Source organism: Veillonella parvula, from assembly GCF_036456085.1.
Lineage (GTDB): Bacteria > Bacillota > Negativicutes > Veillonellales > Veillonellaceae > Veillonella > Veillonella parvula_E.
Map to the genome: position 1 here is coordinate 1,795,498 of NZ_CP138632.1, position 18,609 is coordinate 1,814,106.

Annotated in this window: 12 protein-coding genes; all 12 read left to right on the forward strand. The window is 39.7% G+C overall.

All coding sequences use genetic code 11. The annotated features are described in order from the left end of the window. The first annotated feature begins 56 nt into the window (after positions 1-56). The 12 genes from PK1910_RS08380 (at position 57) to pcp (ending at position 18,478) form a co-directional block, all read left to right on the forward strand. Positions 57-1,595 (forward strand): 2-isopropylmalate synthase, encoded by a 1,539-nt coding sequence (locus tag PK1910_RS08380; protein WP_042977125.1) that lies wholly within the window; start codon positions 57-59, stop codon positions 1,593-1,595. Between the two features lies 1 nt (position 1,596). Beyond that, on the forward strand, positions 1,597-2,856 hold the full coding sequence (gene leuC / locus PK1910_RS08385; RefSeq protein WP_215676171.1) for a 3-isopropylmalate dehydratase large subunit: 1,260 nt from the start codon (positions 1,597-1,599) through the stop codon (positions 2,854-2,856). A 1-nt stretch (position 2,857) separates the two neighbouring features. Continuing rightward, positions 2,858-3,349 carry a 3-isopropylmalate dehydratase small subunit gene (locus PK1910_RS08390; RefSeq protein ID WP_287511593.1) on the forward strand — a complete coding sequence of 164 codons (492 nt, stop codon included), beginning with the start codon at positions 2,858-2,860 and terminating at the stop codon, positions 3,347-3,349. A 206-nt stretch (positions 3,350-3,555) separates the two neighbouring features. Next, on the forward strand, positions 3,556-4,626 hold the full coding sequence (leuB, locus tag PK1910_RS08395) for a 3-isopropylmalate dehydrogenase (protein WP_128114085.1): 1,071 nt from the start codon (positions 3,556-3,558) through the stop codon (positions 4,624-4,626). Positions 4,627-4,857: 231 nt separating this feature from the next. Then, entirely contained in the window at positions 4,858-5,397 is a 540-nt protein-coding gene (locus PK1910_RS08400; RefSeq protein WP_012863703.1) for a hypothetical protein, read from the forward strand. Between the two features lie 309 nt (positions 5,398-5,706). Beyond that, on the forward strand, positions 5,707-6,894 hold the full coding sequence (locus PK1910_RS08405; RefSeq protein WP_024062044.1) for an oxygen-binding di-iron domain-containing protein: 1,188 nt from the start codon (positions 5,707-5,709) through the stop codon (positions 6,892-6,894). Between the two features lie 735 nt (positions 6,895-7,629). After that, positions 7,630-9,360, forward strand: a complete 1,731-nt coding sequence (locus PK1910_RS08410; RefSeq protein ID WP_195213557.1) for an S-layer homology domain-containing protein — start codon at positions 7,630-7,632, stop codon at positions 9,358-9,360. 500 nt (positions 9,361-9,860) lie between these two features. Then, positions 9,861-14,819: an ESPR-type extended signal peptide-containing protein gene (locus tag PK1910_RS08415; protein ID WP_287511596.1), complete on the forward strand. Its 4,959-nt coding sequence runs from the start codon at positions 9,861-9,863 to the stop codon at positions 14,817-14,819. Between the two features lie 518 nt (positions 14,820-15,337). After that, a complete protein-coding gene (locus PK1910_RS08420; RefSeq protein WP_004694271.1) occupies positions 15,338-15,823 on the forward strand; it encodes a GNAT family N-acetyltransferase in 486 nt (161 codons plus the stop codon). A gap of 208 nt (positions 15,824-16,031) precedes the next feature. Continuing rightward, entirely contained in the window at positions 16,032-16,781 is a 750-nt protein-coding gene (locus PK1910_RS08425; RefSeq protein ID WP_004694268.1) for a DUF969 domain-containing protein, read from the forward strand. A gap of 1 nt (position 16,782) precedes the next feature. After that, positions 16,783-17,712, forward strand: coding sequence for a DUF979 domain-containing protein (locus PK1910_RS08430; protein WP_004697680.1), 930 nt, complete (start codon positions 16,783-16,785; stop codon positions 17,710-17,712). Between the two features lie 112 nt (positions 17,713-17,824). Then, positions 17,825-18,478, forward strand: a complete 654-nt coding sequence (gene pcp, locus PK1910_RS08435; protein ID WP_287511597.1) for a pyroglutamyl-peptidase I — start codon at positions 17,825-17,827, stop codon at positions 18,476-18,478. Positions 18,479-18,609: the final 131 nt, after the last annotated feature.

The following is an 18,609-nucleotide window of genomic DNA, read 5'->3' on the forward strand; positions in this document are numbered from 1 at the left end:
CTATGGATAGATATAATAAAGTATTATGTTTTATGAGGATAGAAAAGGTGGCTATTATGGAACAGAATCGCGTATATTTCTTCGATACAACCCTTCGTGATGGGGAACAAACACCAGGTGTATCTTTACAAACTCCTGAAAAAATTGAAATTGCGAAAGGCCTAGTACGCCTCGGCATCGACGTAATCGAGGCTGGTTTCCCAGCAGCATCCCCTGGGGATTTTGAAGCGGTACAAACGATTGCTCGCGAGGTTAAAGGCACAACAATTTGTGGCTTGGCCCGTGCCAACGAAAAGGACGTGCAAAAGGTGGCTGATGCGTTGAAAGATGCAGAGCGCAGCCGCTTGCATGTGTTTATCGCTACATCCGAAATCCACATGAAATATAAATTGAAAATGACTCGTCAAGAGGTATTGGATCGCGTTAAATCTATCTTGGAATTTGCAAAAGGCAAATTTGATGAAATCGAGTTCTCCGGTGAAGATGCGGCTCGTACAGACTTGGATTTCTTGTGTGAAGTATTTGGCGTGGCAATCGCTGGTGGCGCTACAATTATTAATGTACCGGATACTGTGGGGTACATGAACCCTAACGAATTTGGTGACAAAATCCGTTATATTAAAGAACATACACCAGGTATTGAAAATGCCATCATCTCCGTTCACTGTCATGATGATTTAGGCCTTGCTAATGCGAATACATTAGCTGCTATTAAAGCAGGTGCACGTCAAGTAGAAGGCACAATTAATGGCCTAGGTGAACGTGCAGGTAATGTAGCAATTGAAGAGGTTGTTATGGCTCTTAAAACACGCCATGATTATTTCGACGACCTTCAAGTGAATATTGATACAAAACAATTTACGAAAGTATCTAAACTTGTGAGCCGTTTAACAGGTGTTGTAGTTCCTCCAAATAAACCAATCGTAGGCTCTAATGCCTTTGCTCATGAGTCTGGTATTCACCAACATGGTATGATGAGCAACCCTGAAACGTATGAAATCATGACGCCTGAGTCCGTAGGTGCTGAAAAAACAGACCTCGTATTAGGTAAACATTCTGGCCGTCATGCCTTTGCCGATCATTTGGCAAAACTTGGATTCCAATCTTTCACAGAAGAGAAAATCAATGATCTCTTCGGTAAATTCAAAGAATTGGCGGATCGCAAGAAACAAGTATACGATGATGATATCGTAGCCCTTGTAGTAGATAACTTACATCACAAAAAAGCATTCGAACTCGTGGCTCAATACTACAAATTGGGCGAAAAAGGCTATGCCTATGCAGACGTTCGCCTCATGACTCCAGAAGGTGAAAAAGCTGATGCTGCCGTAGGTGATGGCCCAGTAGACGCATCCCTTAAAGCGGTTGAACGTGTGGTTGGCTTGCCAATTAGTTTGAAAGATTACCAAATCCGCGCTATAACAGCGGGTAAAGATGCCCTTGGGGAAGCAACTCTCAAGGTAGAATATAACGGTCGCTTGTACCATGGTCGTGGTATCAGCACCGATATTGTTAAATCAAGTGTAAATGCATATATTAATGCAGTAAACTCAGTATTCCTAGCTATGGAGCTAGAACAACAGGAGGAAGAATAATATGGGTATGACCATTACTGAAAAGAATATGGCTCGCCACGCGGGTCTTGATGTTGTAAAACCAGGCCAAATCATCGAATGTCATTTGGACGCTGTATTGATGAACGACATCACATTCCCACCGGCTCGCAAAGAGTTCTTAAAAATCGGCAAACCTGTATTTGATCGTCATAAAATCTACTTGGTGCCTGATCACTTCACGCCAAATAAAGATATTCAATCCGCTACACAAGCTAAGGTCATGCGCGACTTCGTACGCGAACACGGCATTACAAACTACTTTGAAGTAGGTAGAATGGGTATCGAGCACGTTATTTTGCCAGAAAAAGGTCTTATCGGTCCTGGCGAAATGATGATTGGTGCTGACTCCCATACTTGTACATATGGTGCAGTGAATGCATTCTCCACAGGCGTAGGCTCCACTGATGCGGGCGTTGCTATGGCGGAAGGTAAAACTTGGTTCAAAGTGCCTGAAACTATTAAGGTTGAGCTTATCGGCAAACCTAATAAATGGGTAACGGGGAAAGATGTAATTCTTGACTTAATCGGTCAAATCGGTGTAGACGGCGCTCGTTACATGGCTCTTGAATTCGCTGGTGAAGGTGTACAACATATGACTATGGCTGACCGTCTTACAATTTGTAACATGGCTATCGAAGCGGGCGGTAAATGTGGCGTATTCCCTTACGATGCAATTACTGAAGAATACATTAAAGGGCGCGTAAATCGTCCTGTAGAACCTATCAATGCCGACCCTGATGCAGTATATGCCCAAACTATTACAATCGATTTGTCCAAATTGCAGCCAGTTGTAGCATTCCCTCATTTGCCATCCAATACGCATTACATCAACGAAATCGACAAAGATATTAAAATCGATCAAGTTATTATCGGTTCTTGTACAAATGGCCGTTACGAAGACTTGGTAGCAGCTGCGGAAATCTTCAAAGGTCGCAAGGTGGCTCCATTCGTTCGTTGTATCGTAATCCCTGGGTCCCAAGATGTATACGACCAAGCTATGAAAGATGGGTTGTTAGACATCTTCATTCAAGCTGATTGCGCTGTGTCCACGCCAACATGTGGTCCTTGTCTAGGCGGTTACATGGGTATCATGGCTGCAGGGGAACGCACCGTCTCCACAACAAACCGTAACTTCCGTGGTCGTATGGGTCACGTTGATTCTGAAGTATATTTGGCAAGCCCTTATGTGGCGGCAGCAAGTGCTGTATTAGGCCGCATTGCAGGCCCTGAGGAGGTTTAATATGGATTTTGAAAGCAAGAAAATCTGGCGCTACGGCGACGATGTAGATACAGACGTAATCATTCCGGCTCGTTACTTGGCGATTGCTGATTGGAACGAATTGGCTGAACATGCGATGGAAGATATTGATACAACATTTGCTCCTAATGTGAAAGCCGGCGAAATCATGGTAGCTGGTAGAAACTTTGGTTGTGGTTCTTCTCGTGAACATGCACCGGGCGTTATTAAAGCCAAAGGCGTGCCTGTTATCATAGCACACTCCTTTGCACGTATCTTCTTCCGTAATGCTATCAACATCGGTTTACCAGTTGTGGAAATCGGTGAACAAGTTGATCGTATCGATGCAGGCGATGCTATAGGCGTAGACTTGTCTAAAGGTATCGTGTACAACTTGACGAAAAACGAACAATACCAAGGGACTGAATTGCCACAATTCATTCAAGACATTGCGGCAGCTGGCGGTCTTGTGAACTTTGCGAAAAACCGCAAATAGGGGCGAGCCGAACACTCATCTCAAGCCTCCACTGGCCGGGTCTGACTTCGGCCTGCGGCCTCCGCAGGGCCAAAGTCGTTTTCGACGAGCATTCGCCTCTCGAGAGTGTGAAGGTTCGACCCCGGCATATAGAATTAAATAGTGGAATAAAAGCTGATGGGGTTGTGGTTCATCTATGAGTATTTACTATATATTGGAGAGGTAAGATGAGCGAAAAGAATATCGTATTGATCCCCGGTGATGGTATCGGTACTGAGATTATTGCTGCAGCGAAGGCTGTGTGTGATGTGGCTTTTGAGAAAGCCGGTATAAAGGTTAATTGGATTGATAAGAAAGCGGGCGGTGCGTCTATTGATGCATACGGCGTGCCTTTGACTGAGGATACTATCGAGGCTTGTAAAAATGCTGATGCTGTATTGCTTGGTGCTGTTGGCGGTCCTAAATGGGATAATGTAGATCCGTCTATCCGTCCTGAAAAGGCAATCCTAGGTCTTCGCAAGGAGCTTGGTTTGTTCTGTAACTTGCGTCCTGTAAAAATTTATCCATCTTTGCAAGAGTATTCTCCGCTTAAAAAGGAGCTCGTACAAGATGTAGATTTCGTTATCGTTCGTGAGTTAACTGGCGGTATTTATTTCGGTGAACGTGAAGAGGCACAAGGTGAAGGTGCTAATGAGTTCGCTTGGGATAAAGAAACATACAGCCGTTATGAAGTAGAACGCATCATGGATATCGCTATGGAAACAGCTCGTAAACGTAACAAAAAGGTCGTATCCGTAGATAAAGCAAACGTATTGGCGTCTTCTCGTTTGTGGCGTAAAATCGCGCAAGAGAAAGCGGCTGCTAATCCAGATATTGCAACAGATTACTTCTATGTGGATAACACAGCGATGCAACTTGTTGTAAATCCTGCTCAGTTCGATGTTATCGTTACGACAAACTTGTTCGGCGATATCTTGTCCGACGAAGGCGCGGTTATCTCTGGTTCTATCGGGCTTTTACCATCTGCATCCATGGGTACAGGCACAGCATTGTATGAGCCAATCCACGGTTCCGCACCAGACATCATGGGCCAAAATTTGGCGAATCCATTGGGCACAATCTTGTCTGCCGCTATGATGTGCCGTCACTCCCTTGATTTACCTCAAGTGGCTGACGCTATTGAAAAAGCTGTAGAACAAGTGCTCGTTGATGGTTACCGTACAGGAGATATCTACCGCGAAGGCTTAAAACGAGTTGGTACCACAGAAATGGCACAAGCCGTAATCGAACGTTTATAAAAGCAATGAATTAAGATTCCTCAAAGTTATTAACGTGAGTTACGTCATTTTCAAAATCGTACCATAAGTGTTAAAATACAGATATTATAATATATTTGTCTAATTAAATAAGAGAGGGTTGTAAGGCCCTCTCTTTTTTGTGGGACGCCTAGCGGTATGTGTAGTTGCTCTTCATATATTAGAGTGCTATATTGGTAGATGTATGGCAAGATATTCTTTAAGGAGGCCTTTATGAATTCTTCGATGTATCGAAATTTAACCATTACTGCTTTATTGATGGCATTAGCCATTATGATTCCTATTGTGATGCCTTTGAAAGTTGTGATTCCACCGGCATCGTATACATTGGCGAGTCATGTTCCTATATTCCTGGCCATGTTCTTATCTCGTAAGATGGCAGCTTGTGTTGTCATAGGTTCTACGCTCGGCTTCTTTGTAGCAGGCTTCCCACTTGTTATCGTTATGCGTGCTGCATCTCATATCATCTTTGCCTTGATGGGGGCTTACTATATTAAACATCATCCAGGCGTATTAACAGGGGCTCTATCCTTTGTTGCGTTTAACCTTGCTTGTGCTATCGTTCACGCTATTGGTGAGGTACTAGCATGCCTATTGTTCTATACTACAACTACGATGCCAAACATTGATCTCATCTACGTTGTATTTGTTCTTGTAGGCGGCGGCACCATCGTTCATAGTTTGGTTGATGGATATATTGCATTATATATCTATAAAGCTATCCCTGGACTATCTAAATCGGGTAATAAATAATCATATAATTACATATACTCGTAACCACTCATGGGAAATCGATGTGTACTAATGTACGGCATGTGATTACCTATGAGTGGTTTTTATAATAATTCTCAAATCTGTACCTACAGGTACAGACTTCATTATGTGATGTCCGTATAATAGAACCATAGTTAATGACCGATTTGTGTTGTATCTATTGATACAACATGGGGCCATATATTGGGTAATACCGGTGAAAGTTGCGCCTCTCATCTGTGGGCCTTTATAGACTCATTAAAAGATATGAGGTGAGTATATTTACTTTCACAGAACATGGAGGTTATTATGAGAAAGCACATTAAAAACAACGTATCATGGGTTGGTAAAATCGACTGGGAATTGCAAGAGTTTCACGGTTCTGATTACACCATTAATAATGGGTCTAGCCAAAATGCCTATTTGATTGAAGAGGAGAAGACGGTCCTCATCGATACTGTATGGAAACCTCATTCCTCTGAGTTCATCGATAACTTGGAATCTGAAATTGATTTGAATACGATTGATTTTATCGTATGTAACCACGGCGAAGTAGATCACAGCGGTTCCTTGCCTGCATTGATGGAAAAAATCCCTAATACGCCTATTTATTGTACAGAAAATGCTGTTAAGTCCTTGGTTGGTCAATATCATCACTCTGAATGGAACTTTAAAACCGTTAAAACAGGGGATTCCGTAGATATTGGAAACGGAAAATCCTTGGTGTTCGTAGAAATGCGCATGCTCCACTGGCCTGATTCCATGGCGACTTATATGACAGGGGATAATATCTTGTTCTCTAACGATGCATTTGGTCAACATTTTGCCGTAGAGGAATTATGGGCAGATAAGGCCGATCAATGCCGTCTATGGGAAGAGGCGATGAAGTATTACGCGAATATCTTGAATCCGTTCTCTCCATTGGTAAAAGCTAAAGTTGAAGAAATTCAAAAGCTTAATTTGCCAATCGATATCATCGCTACGAGTCATGGAGCGATTTGGCGTGAAAATCCAATGCAAATCGTAGAAAAATACTATGAATGGTCGCAAGCATATCAAGAGAATCAAATCACAATAGTATACGACACTATGTGGGACGGCACCAAGAAGTTGGCACATAAGATTGCTGAAGAAATTGCGAAACAATCCCCTGATACACGTGTTAAGATTTTCAATATTAGTAAAACCAATAAAAATGACATCATGACAGAAGTCTTTAAGTCTAAAGCTATTGCTGTAGGGTCTCCAACAGTAGGTAATAGCGTATTATCTTCCGTAGCTGGTTGGCTCGATTTCTTGCGTGAGTTGAAATTTAAAAATAAAAAAGCCGCTGTATTCGGTACCTATGGTTGGTCTGGTGAATCTACAAAGGTACTCCGTGAAGAGTTGACTAAATATGGATTCTCTGTAGTAGAACCTGAAATCAAATGCAACTGGAACCCAGAAGAATCCGATTTTAATAAAGCAGAAGCACTTGTAAGCGCCTTATTAGCATAATTACATATAATAAAGAAAGATTCTTGTTATAAAACCCCTATTTTTGATATGTACCCCCTTTACTGGATAATCAGTAAAAGGGGTATTTTCATGAAGAATAGGGGCCTTCTTTTTTTAAACATATACATAAAATATTAGTCAATATAAATTGTATTTGTCATGTTTATTCTCATAACATTCTCGTTAGCGTTTTTTGGGGCACCGATTTGCATTGATAGATACTGGCGCTATAGAAATATAAAATTATAATAAAATGTTAAGTTGTTGATTAAATATACAAAACAGTTTAACTCACATATAATTCATGAATTAAGTGTGAATGTGAATTAATGAGGATATAAGGTATATTTTGCGTACTTATAAGGTGGTTATTTATTTATAAGTTATACAGTTTGTTATATGAGAAAAGTTTACAAAGTTGCGAAAAAATTAACTCATAAGGGGAAATAATGAGTAAAATTTATTTCCCTGTAAAGCTAGGAATAAAGCGGATTTTGATAGGTATAAAGACTTGGTAATTTGGTTTGTGTTAGAAAAAAGGGTTGTGTATATCGTAAAACTTTGATATGCTATGCGGGTAATCGACAATATAAATTTTTCTTAAACTGATTAGGGGTATTTCTTTATGCTAATTTAGAATATGCGCCTGTTCAGACCGAGGTGAGAGACGGAACATAGAGAGAATGAAAAATTGTATTGTAATTTGGATAATTTTTTAATTTAGTGAGGGTGTAAATGAGAGAAATGAAACATTCCAAAAAATTAGCATTTGCTGTATTGGCTGCTGTCACTGCTGTTGGTGCGAATGTTAATCCAGTAGACGCTGCTTCTGTTGTAATGGACAACACTAATGTTGTTACAGGTGCTAATAATGCAGTTGCGTATGGTAGTGGTAATACCGTAAAAGAATCTGATGCAAACTTCCGTGATCGTGATTATGAAAATGAGCCAGATGATGCTACAAAGAGAACTGGTGACTGGAAAAGTAATTCTGTCGCTATAGGTGTTAACAATACTGCAGCAGGTACCTCTGCATTAGCAATGGGGAATTCTTCCAAAGCGTTGATGAATGAATCTATTGCTATTGGTCATTCTGCTGAAGCACAACGTACATGGTCTACCGCTATTGGTACTCGTGCAAAGGCTTCCGAAGTTCGCTCACAAGCTATTGGCTATGAAGCACTAGCGTCTGGCTATAAATCTAATGCGATTGGTTCTAGCGCACAAGCAACTAATAATCATTCTGTTGCTATGGGTTCCTCTGCCCTTGCATCTGGTGATCATGCTCAAGCATTTGGCGCTGGTGCACAGGCAACTAATGTGCGTTCTAATGCATTTGGTTCTGATGCGAGTGCTACAGCTGACTACGCTATGGCGATCGGTGATCATGCAAATGCAACACATTTAAACTCTATCGCATTAGGCACAGGTTCTACTACAAGTGAAGCTACAGCTCAAAGTAGTGCAACCATCGCTGGTCATACCTTTGGTGGCTTTGCTGGCGTAGGTTCTGCAGCTAATGGTTCCGTGTCTGTAGGTAAAGCTGGTGCTGAACGTCAAATTAAAAATGTTGCGGCTGGAGAAATCTCCGCTACTTCTACAGATGCTGTAAACGGTAGCCAATTATATTCCGTAGCTAATGATTTACAAACACAAATCAACAATTCCACACCTGGCCAAATTAATAATAATATTAAGAACTTGACTAGTCGTGTTGGTACTGTTGAAAGACGCGTTAATAAAGTAGGTGCAGGTTCTGCTGCATTGGCTGCATTGCATCCATTGGACTTCAACCCAGATGACAAATGGACAATTGCTGCTGGTTATGGTCACTACCATAATGCTAACTCCGCTGCATTGGGCGCATTCTACCGACCTAACGAAGATACAATGTTCTCCGTTGGTGGCACTGTAGGTACTGGCGAAACTCAATTGAACGCAGGTGTATCCATCCGTCTTGGTAAACGTTCCCCTGAATCCCGTTCCCGCGTAGCTATGGGGCGTGAAATTGCTGAATTGAACGCACGTCTTCAAGATATGGAAAACAAATATAATAACTTGTTACAAATCTTGACTCCACATGCAATTGATCCAAGCAAAACTGCTGAATTCCCAGACGTTCCTCGCAACCACTGGGCTTACCAATATATTAGCCAATTGGCTGGTAATGGTATCCTTGTTGGCTACCCTGATGGCACATTCAAAGGCGATGTTAAGATGACTCGTTACGAATTCGCTACCATGTTGTACCGTGCACTTCAAAATGGTGCTCCTATTGACGAAAACATGAAACGTGCATTGAATGAATTCGGTCCTGAATTACAAAATATTCGTCTTAACCACTTCCGTGTTGATCGTATTTCTGGTGATGATAACGATCGTCATAAAACTGAACGTGTTCGCGTTAACAACGAACCTAAAAACGAACGTGACGTATACGGTTCCCGTATATACAATAATCAATAGGATTAAATTTTCTAGAGTTTGTAAAAGCTCAAAACAGGATGTATCTTTTGATACATCCTGTTTTTTTGTCTAATATGCTTTTGTATTATCTTATATGTTTTTTTTGAATACGTATTCTACTTTTAATCAAAAAAGATTTGTGAGATAAATGTCCCAATATTTGACGAAGCCTCTTTTATGTTCCTTTTCAGATGTTTTTCTTTATGTTATAATGAAATTTAAAAAAGACTGCCTTGATTTATATGGTTTTTCTGCGAAACTTTTACAAATCAAAGTAGCCTTATTTTGTTTTCTAGCACTATAAATAGAATTGCATAATAATTAAGATTTTGGGGTTCTTGAATTATTATTATAATAATAATGTAATAATGATTTTAAAATATATACTTACCTGTTTTTGAAGAGTGTTTTTGGCAGAGAGTATATATCTTTTATCTTAATATATAGTGTATTTTTAGTGTAATTAGTTAGTGTAACAGAAAAAATTTAGGAGGAGTGTTATGAACCGGATTTATAAAGTCATTTGGAGTCGGGTGAAAAAATGTTATGTGGTTGTTTCGGAATTTGCTAATAATCGTGGAAAAATCAGCGGAAGTGGTGGAATGAGTGCGTGTACGGTTTTATGTGCACTTGCATTGGCGGGAAGTATAGCACTGCCATTGAACACTGTTCATGCAGTAATTCCTGAAGGAACAGGATCAGGTATGTCATTGGGAAATGGAACTGAGACAGGATCTGATCCTAATAATGTGGCAATAGGCGGTTATGCTAAGTCTTTAGGTGCAGTTGCTTTGGCGATAGGTGCTCATAGCAATTCTTCAGCTCAATATTCGACTGCTCTTGGTGGAGGCTCAAATGCTACGGCTCAAAATGCTACTGCTATTGGTGGCGTAGCATATGCATCAGCTAAAAATGCAGTTGCTGTAGGTGCAAATGCTAAAGCTTCTGGAGAATATGCTGCTGCTATTGGTGGAGACGCAAAAGCGGATAAGACTCATGCTATTGCTATTGGTAGCGTTGCTCATGCTCAAGAAGAATCTTCTTTGGCGATGGGGAATTTAGCGAAAGCTACAAATACCTATGCTTATGCAATTGGTGGTAATGCGCAGGCAAAGGGAAGATGGTCCATTGCTATGGGGACGAATGCGGTGGCTGAAGATGATGCTAGTGTGGCGATTGGAACATGGTCAAATGCTACGAGTGGGCAGTCTGCAGCTGTTGGCTATCAAGCCAAAGCAAAAGCTTTAGGAGCAACGGCACTTGGTAGACTCACGAATGTTACTGCAGTAGATGGCACTGCCATAGGGTCTTCGACTTCTGTTACTGGATTAAATGGTACTGCGATAGGTAATAAGGCTAACGTAACAGTAAAGAATGGTGTAGCTATCGGTAATGAAGCAAATGCAAAGAATGAAAATGCTGTAGCTATCGGTTCTGGATCTGAAACTGCAGCAGCAGTTGGCACTACGTCTGAAACGGTCAATGGAGAAATACATAATTTTGCAGGCATTAATCCTACTTCTACAGTAAGTGTTGGCAAGACCGGAGTAGAGCGTACCATTACTAACGTAGCAGCTGGACGTCTTTCTGCTACATCTACCGATGCTATAAATGGTAGTCAATTATATGCGGTGAATACTGAAGTGAATAAAGGCGTAGTGTATGCAGGAGATGTAAAGGTTGCAGGAGCTACGGATAATAAATTTACTCAAAGACTAGGTGCACAAACTAATGTTGTTGGCGGGGTAACAGATGTATCTAAATTGAGCGATAACAATATTGGTGTAGTATCTGATGGAATAAATACGCTGAATGTTAAATTGGCTAAAGAACTTAACAATCTGACTAGTGTAACAACTGGTAATACGGTTATGAATACTGACGGTGTGACTATTACCGGAGGTCCAAAAATCGTAAAAGATGGTATTAATGCGGGGAACAAACAGATTACAGGCGTTGCTAGCGGTGGAGATGTAATTACAAATGGTGCTAATATCGGAGATATTAACCGTATCGTTGATGCAAAGGATAAATACGTGACCGGCGGTACCGCAACTTATCAAGCTAATGGTGATGGCATTGCAAATCTAACTGGTACAAATGGTTTGATTGCTAATGTGACAGGCCTTAAAAATAACTTTGTTACAAGTGGTAGTGTATCCAATGATGGTAAAATGTTGACATTGGAACGTAACGATACAGGTAAAGTCAATGTCGATTTGAGTAATGTATTTACCGAAGTGGGAAAAGGGGACTATCGTTTGGTAGCAAACCCTGATCCAAATAGCCAAGGTAAATATAAAGTTGACAGTGATGGCAACATGGTATTGACTGTAGCTAATGATAAAGGCGATAAAAAACAAGTTACATTGACAGATATCGCATCCAAAGTACAACAAGATACGAATACAACGAATATCACAAATATCAATACTACTATTGCAAAAGGATTGAACTTCGCTGGTGATACTGGTACAGATATTAATAAGCAATTGGGTGATAAGTTATCTATTAAGGGTGGTGCTTCTGCGGACTTGACAGATAATAATATTGGTGTAGAATCTGATGGCACTCAACTAAATGTTAAACTTAAAAAAGATATTAACTTAGGGCCTGATGGTAGCTTGGCTATTAATGGGAAGACTTATGTCAATAAAGATGGTTTGAATGCGGGTGGTCAAAAAATTACTAATGTAGCAGCAGGTACTGCTGGAACTGATGCTGTCAATGTGGATCAATTAAATGCCGCCATTGGTGGTACAGCCAAAGCAACAACTGTAAAAGCTAAAGATGCTAACGTAACCGTTACAGAAGGAGTTAACGCTGCTGGCGGTAAAGAATATACAGTTGGATTAGGCGATAAGGTTACTCTCGGTTCAGATGCTGATAAACAAGTCGTTGTAGATGGTACTACTGGTACGATTACAGCTGGAAATAAGGTTACAATTCATGGTACAACAGGTGATATTAAGGCGGGAATAGTTAAAATAACTGGCGCCGGTACGGTAAATGAATTGACTAACCGTATATGGGATATCGATAATCCTACAGTTGTACATGGTCAAGCAGCAACAGAAGACCAATTAAAATATGTTAGTGACGGTGTAAAAAATAATAAAAATGATATTACAAATATCAATAAAACCATTGTAAAAGGCTTAAACTTCAAAGGCGACGATACAACTGTTATCAATAAACAATTAGGTGAACAGTTAGATATCAAAGGTGGTGCCGATACTAATAAATTGTCTGATGACAATATTGGTGTAGTATCTGCAAATGGTGCGCTTAATGTTAAATTAGCAAAAGAATTGAAAAATCTGACTAGTGTAACTACCGGCGATACCGTTATGAATACGGATGGCTTGACTATAAATGGTGGTCCTAAGATTCTTAAGAACGGCATCGATGCAGGCAATAAGAAGATTACTAATGTAGCGGCTGGCACTGATAATACGGATGCAGTAAATGTTGGTCAACTGAAAGACGCTATTGCAGCAGGTAAGACTATTCTTAAAGATGGTAAAAATACAACTGTTGAAGGTGATGGCTCAGCTGCTAATCCTTACAAAGTTAATGTAAATGATGATCTAGTCCTTGGTAAGAAAGGTATTGATGGCAAAGACGGTTCCATTGGAGTTAACGGTAAAGATGGTTCAGCTGTTGTTATCAATGGTAAAGATGGATCTATTGGTTTGAATGGCAAGGATGGTAATAACGCTATTTCTATCAAGGGGGGCGAGGGAAAATCTGGTATTGATGGCAAAAATACTACTCGCTTAGTAATCGAAGAAAAGAATGGCGACAAGCATGATGTTGCAACTTTAGATGACGGTATGAAGTATGGCGGTGATACAGGCGCTGTTATCAAGAAGAAACTTAACGAACAAGTGAATGTAGTCGGTGGTATTACCGATGTAAGTAAATTGACTACTGATGACAATATCGGTGTTATATCCGATGGTGATAGCAACTTAAAAGTTCGTCTAGCTAAGGACTTGAAAGGTTTGAACAGCGTAACTACCGGTGATACTGTTATGAATACTGATGGATTGACTATTAATGGTGGTCCCAAGATTGTTAAGACTGGTATCGATGCGGGTGGAAAGAAGATTACTAATGTCGCTGACGGTACTGATGTTACAGATGCAGTAAATGTGAGTCAATTGAGTAAAGCGGTAGCTGGTGCTACAACAAAACTAGAGAATGGTAAAAATACAACAGTAACTTCCATAACTAATAATGATGGATCTAAGACTTATAAAGTAAACCTCAATGATGATATTACTCTTGGAACAGATCCTAATAAGCAAATTTCTATTAAGGGTTCTGGAGGAACAATACAAGCAGGTAAAGTAACTGTTAATGGCACAGATGGTACAGTGAATAATTTGACTAATAAGACCTGGGACCCTGCTAACATAACTAGTGGTCAAGCGGCAACAGAAGACCAATTGAAGGCTGTAGCTAATGGGGCAGGTAAATACTCTTCCGTATCGGAAGGTAACAATATTAGCGTAATTAAAGGGACAAATGCAATTGGTGGTGTAGACTATAAAGTATCTGTAATCGATACACCGACATTTAAATCTGTAACAACTGGTAATACCGTAATGAACAATAATGGCTTGACAATTAAGAATGGTCCTAGCATCACAGAAACTGGTATCAATGCAGGTAATAAGAAAATCACCAATGTTGCAGCAGGTACGTCTGATTCGGATGCCGTTAATGTAAGTCAATTAAAAGAAATCGGTGGAAATATCAAGAATATTGATAGTCGTATGAATAGGGTTGGTGCAGGGGCAGCCGCATTGGCAGCACTTCACCCTCTAGATTTCGATCCTGATGATAAATGGGATATCGCTGCAGGCTATGGTAACTACAAAGATGCTCATGCAGCTTCAATCGGTGCATTCTATCGTCCAAATGAGGATACTCTATTTAGTGTAGGTGGTTCCTTCGGCGGCGGTGAAAATATGTTGAACGCTGGTGTTAGCATGAAAATCGGTCAAGGCAATCATGTGTCTACTTCTAGAGTAGCAATGGCGAAAGAAATCAAAGATCTTCGTGCTGAGCTTGAAAATGTGAAGGGCATACTCATGAAGGTTTCTGAGGGGAAACAGCTCAACTCCTTGGATTTGGATAAGATGCAACTTTTCCCAGATATACCTGAAAACCATTGGGCATACGACTATGTGGCGACATTAGCAGGTAATGGTATTATTGTGGGTTATCCAGACGGTAAATTTGGTGGAGATCGTATGATGACTCGTTATGAAATGGCTGCATTAATTTACAGGGCTATTCAAAACGGTGCTGTCGCCGATGATCAAATGGTTAGAGCACTTAAAGAATTCCAACCAGAACTTGAACGTATCAGAGTAGATACTATTTCTAAACATAAAGATGGTACGCCTGATATTCAACGTGTTCGCGTTATTAAAGGTCGCGGTTAATAGAATCGAAAGATTTTCATATGAGAAAAAATCTGTTTTATTGTGATTGGATGTCCAATGATAGGGCGTAAATATATCATTTATAACGTATATTTTTAAAAGTGTTTTAAAAAGATTTTGAGTTATGTCTCCTTATATGTATAATACTATTATTAAGGAGACATAATTTATTTTTGCTATCCGTCAAATATTACAATTTTATCTTATGAGTATTCTTTGGCATCAATCATTTTATGGTTGGTGTCATTCTTTTTGATTAAAAATAGAATACGTAATATAAATCTATCAATATGGCGTAGTTGATAACTTATTTGTCTCAATAGTTTTATCTTGTTATTAGTTTCTTCTGTGTATATATTATGGCACTCCATATGAGATCCTCTTTATAGATATTATAATTTCATATAATATTTATGTAATTATATTGCAAATAAATACATATAGGTGTATAATTACTTTCACAAAGTGAATTAATATTCGTAGCTTGTGAATAAAAATATAGATATGAGGGAAAGACCATGAAAGAATTTAGACAATTAACAGTTGCAGACACAGCAGAATATCATAAGGTATTAATCGATGGTTACGCAGCTATAAAAGACTATCCCATTAGCTTCGACGCTATTGATTTTACGGAAGAGGAATCTAAGGAATGGATTGAAAATTATCCTGTATACGGCTTGTATATTGATGGGCAATTAGTTAGTTCTATTACGTTTTGTATGCCTTGGGTGAAATACTCAACGCCGGATAAATATCCGCATATTGCTCATTTTGTAACGGCACCAGCTTTCAAAGGCAAAGGATATGCACGGGAAGTCTTGGGCTATGCAGAGGAGCTTTTAAAAGAACAGTTTAAAACACATATTGTTACATTAGGAACGGCTAAGGAGCATCCGTGGTTGCCTAAAATGTATGAATCCTTTGGGTTTACGGCGTATGATAAGGTTCATTTTAGAGGAAAACAGCATACAACTATATTATTCAAGAAAGAATTAAATTAATTAAGAAAGCGTTATATTAATTACGTAAATTACCTTGTACTCTATTTGAGTGTTTTATGCTCTGATCGCAGATCAGGGATATTCACTAAATTTAGATACAAGGTATTTTTTTGTGTAAGATTATGACTATTCAGTATATAATATATACATATAACGTATCTTTATGGTTATATGTGTTATGGATGATTTGTAGAAAGGATGTGTCCATATGTTGATTTTGTCTGGTATTTTAGTGATGGTCATCGGTCTGATGCTGCGCTTTAATGCCTTGTTAGTTGTCGTAGCCGCAGGCTTTGTAACGGGCCTTGCAGGTGGTCTCAGTATTAACGATATCGTTGGTGCTATTGGAGAGGCCTTTGTTAAAAATCGTTATATGTCATTATTTATTTTGATTTTACCTGTTATCGGTCTTATGGAACGTCACGGCTTGCGTGAACGGGCAGAAATTTTGATTGGCAAGATCAACGCTGCTACTGCAGGTCGTATCTTTATGATTTACTTATTTGTGCGTCAAGTAACTGTAGCCTTTGGCATTAACATGTCCGGTATGGTTGCTATGGTTCGTCCATTGATTGCTCCTATGAGTGAAGCTGCGGTAGCTCAAGGCCGTCCAGTATCTCAACGTACGCTCGATAAGGTACGTGGTGTGGCTGCTTCTGCAGATAATATAGGTAACTTCTTCGGTCAAAACTTATTCCTTGCTGCTGGTGGGTTATTACTCATCAAAGGCGTTATGGAACAATTAGGTTATTCTGTAGAATTAACAGATATGGTATTGTATGGATTGCCAACTGCTGTTTGTGCCTATATCGTTAACTTTATTCGCTTTATTATCTTTGATAAAACAATTCAAGCCTCTGTAGCTCGTGACGAAGCGGATATGAAAGCTGGTAAATTAGTACCTAATGAGTTAAATATTCTTGTTACACCAGAAGAATTGAAGAAGGAGGCTGAATAATATGTTAGAAATATTCTATAAAATGCAGCCCTTAGATTACGTATATCTTCTCGTAGGGATTATTCTATTTATCTTTGCTATTCAATCATTTCTAGATAAAGAACATAAATATCGCATTGGTACAGGCTTATTTTGGCTCTTATATAGCGTATCCTTTATCTTTGGTTCTTATCTCTCCAAGGAAATTAATGGTTGGCTTGTCATTGCTATGGCGGCTATTGTATTAGTAAAACAACTCGGCAAAGGCCATTACTTTGAATCTCCTATTGAATTTAAAAAAGGCGAAGCGGTTCGCATTGGTAATGTTATCTTCGTACCAGCGTTACTTGTTGGTATTATTACATTCTTCATTGGTTTCTTTACTAAGTTAGGCGCTCTTGTTGGTCTAGGTATTGCCGCAATCATAGCTATGTGTGCTGCTCTTTTTATTACAAAGGGCGAACTTAACCAAGGTTTCCATGAAGGCCGTCGACTTATCGATGCTATCAGTTGGACTGCTATTTTGTCCCAGTTATTAGCGGCTCTTGGGTATCTATTTAATTTGGCTGGCGTTGGTAAACTTATCTCCAGTGCAGTCGCAAGTGTAGTACCAGCAGATAATGTATTCCTCGTTGTTGTGGCTTACTGCATCGGTATGGTTATCTTCACAATGATCATGGGTAACGCATTTGCCGCATTTGCGATGATTACAAGTGCCATCGGTATCCCAATGCTCGTTGTAGCTCATGGTGCGAACCCAGCAGCTGTCGGTGCTATAGCAATGCTTGCAGGCTATTGCGGTACTTTGATGACACCTATGGCTGCCAACTTTAACATCGTACCGGTAGCGCTCCTTGAAATGCGCGACCAATACGGCGTTATTAAAGCACAACTTCCAATTGCATTAATCATGCTCGTATTGAATATTCTATTAATGTATTACTTTATTTAACCCTTTTGTGAAAGTACGATATGCTTATGAAACTATATGATATATCTTGTAAGGTTATGTATCATGCTTGATTATTCTAATGAACCATAAGATATCGTTATGAGGTAGTGTGATGAAAACAATTTTAATTACCGGCTTTGATCCATTTGGCGGTGAACCTATTAATCCGGCTTGGGAAGCGGTCAAAACAATGGATGGTTATACCGATGGTGATTACAAGGTAGTGACACAAATGGTTCCTACCATTCGTTATAAATCTGTTGATACTGTAAAAGCAGCAGCTGAACAGTGCCAACCAGATTTTATCCTGTGTGTAGGTCAAGCAGGTGGTCGTCCTGATATTACAGTGGAACGCGTTGCTATTAACTGCGACGATTTTCGCATCCCAGATAATGGGGGCAACCAACCGGAAGATGAGCCTGTTGTAGCCGATGGCCCTAGTGCCTATTTTGCGACATTGCCCATAAAAAATATCGTCAATGCGTTACATCAAAACGGTATTCCTGCTAAGGTCTCCAATACAGCGGGAACCTTCGTATGCAACCACTTGATGTATGGTGTATGTCACTATGCCGCGCAAAAGGGCAATATTAAGGCGGGCTTTATGCACATCCCATACTTGCCATCCCAAGTGGTGGATAAACCAAATCAACCAAGCATGGCTGTTGAAACTGTACGTGCCACATTGGAAACCATCGTTCATGTATTAGCTCATGGTGAAAGTTACAAGGCACAAGAAATTAACTATACAACACCTCACGAATAAGTAGTTTTCAAATTATGTAATATTCAATAGACATAATAGATTTATTTTACTTATAAAAGGTGAACTGTGTAGTTTTAGAATGTACGTACTTAGATAAATTAAATATATAAGATATTGTGTGATATCTACAT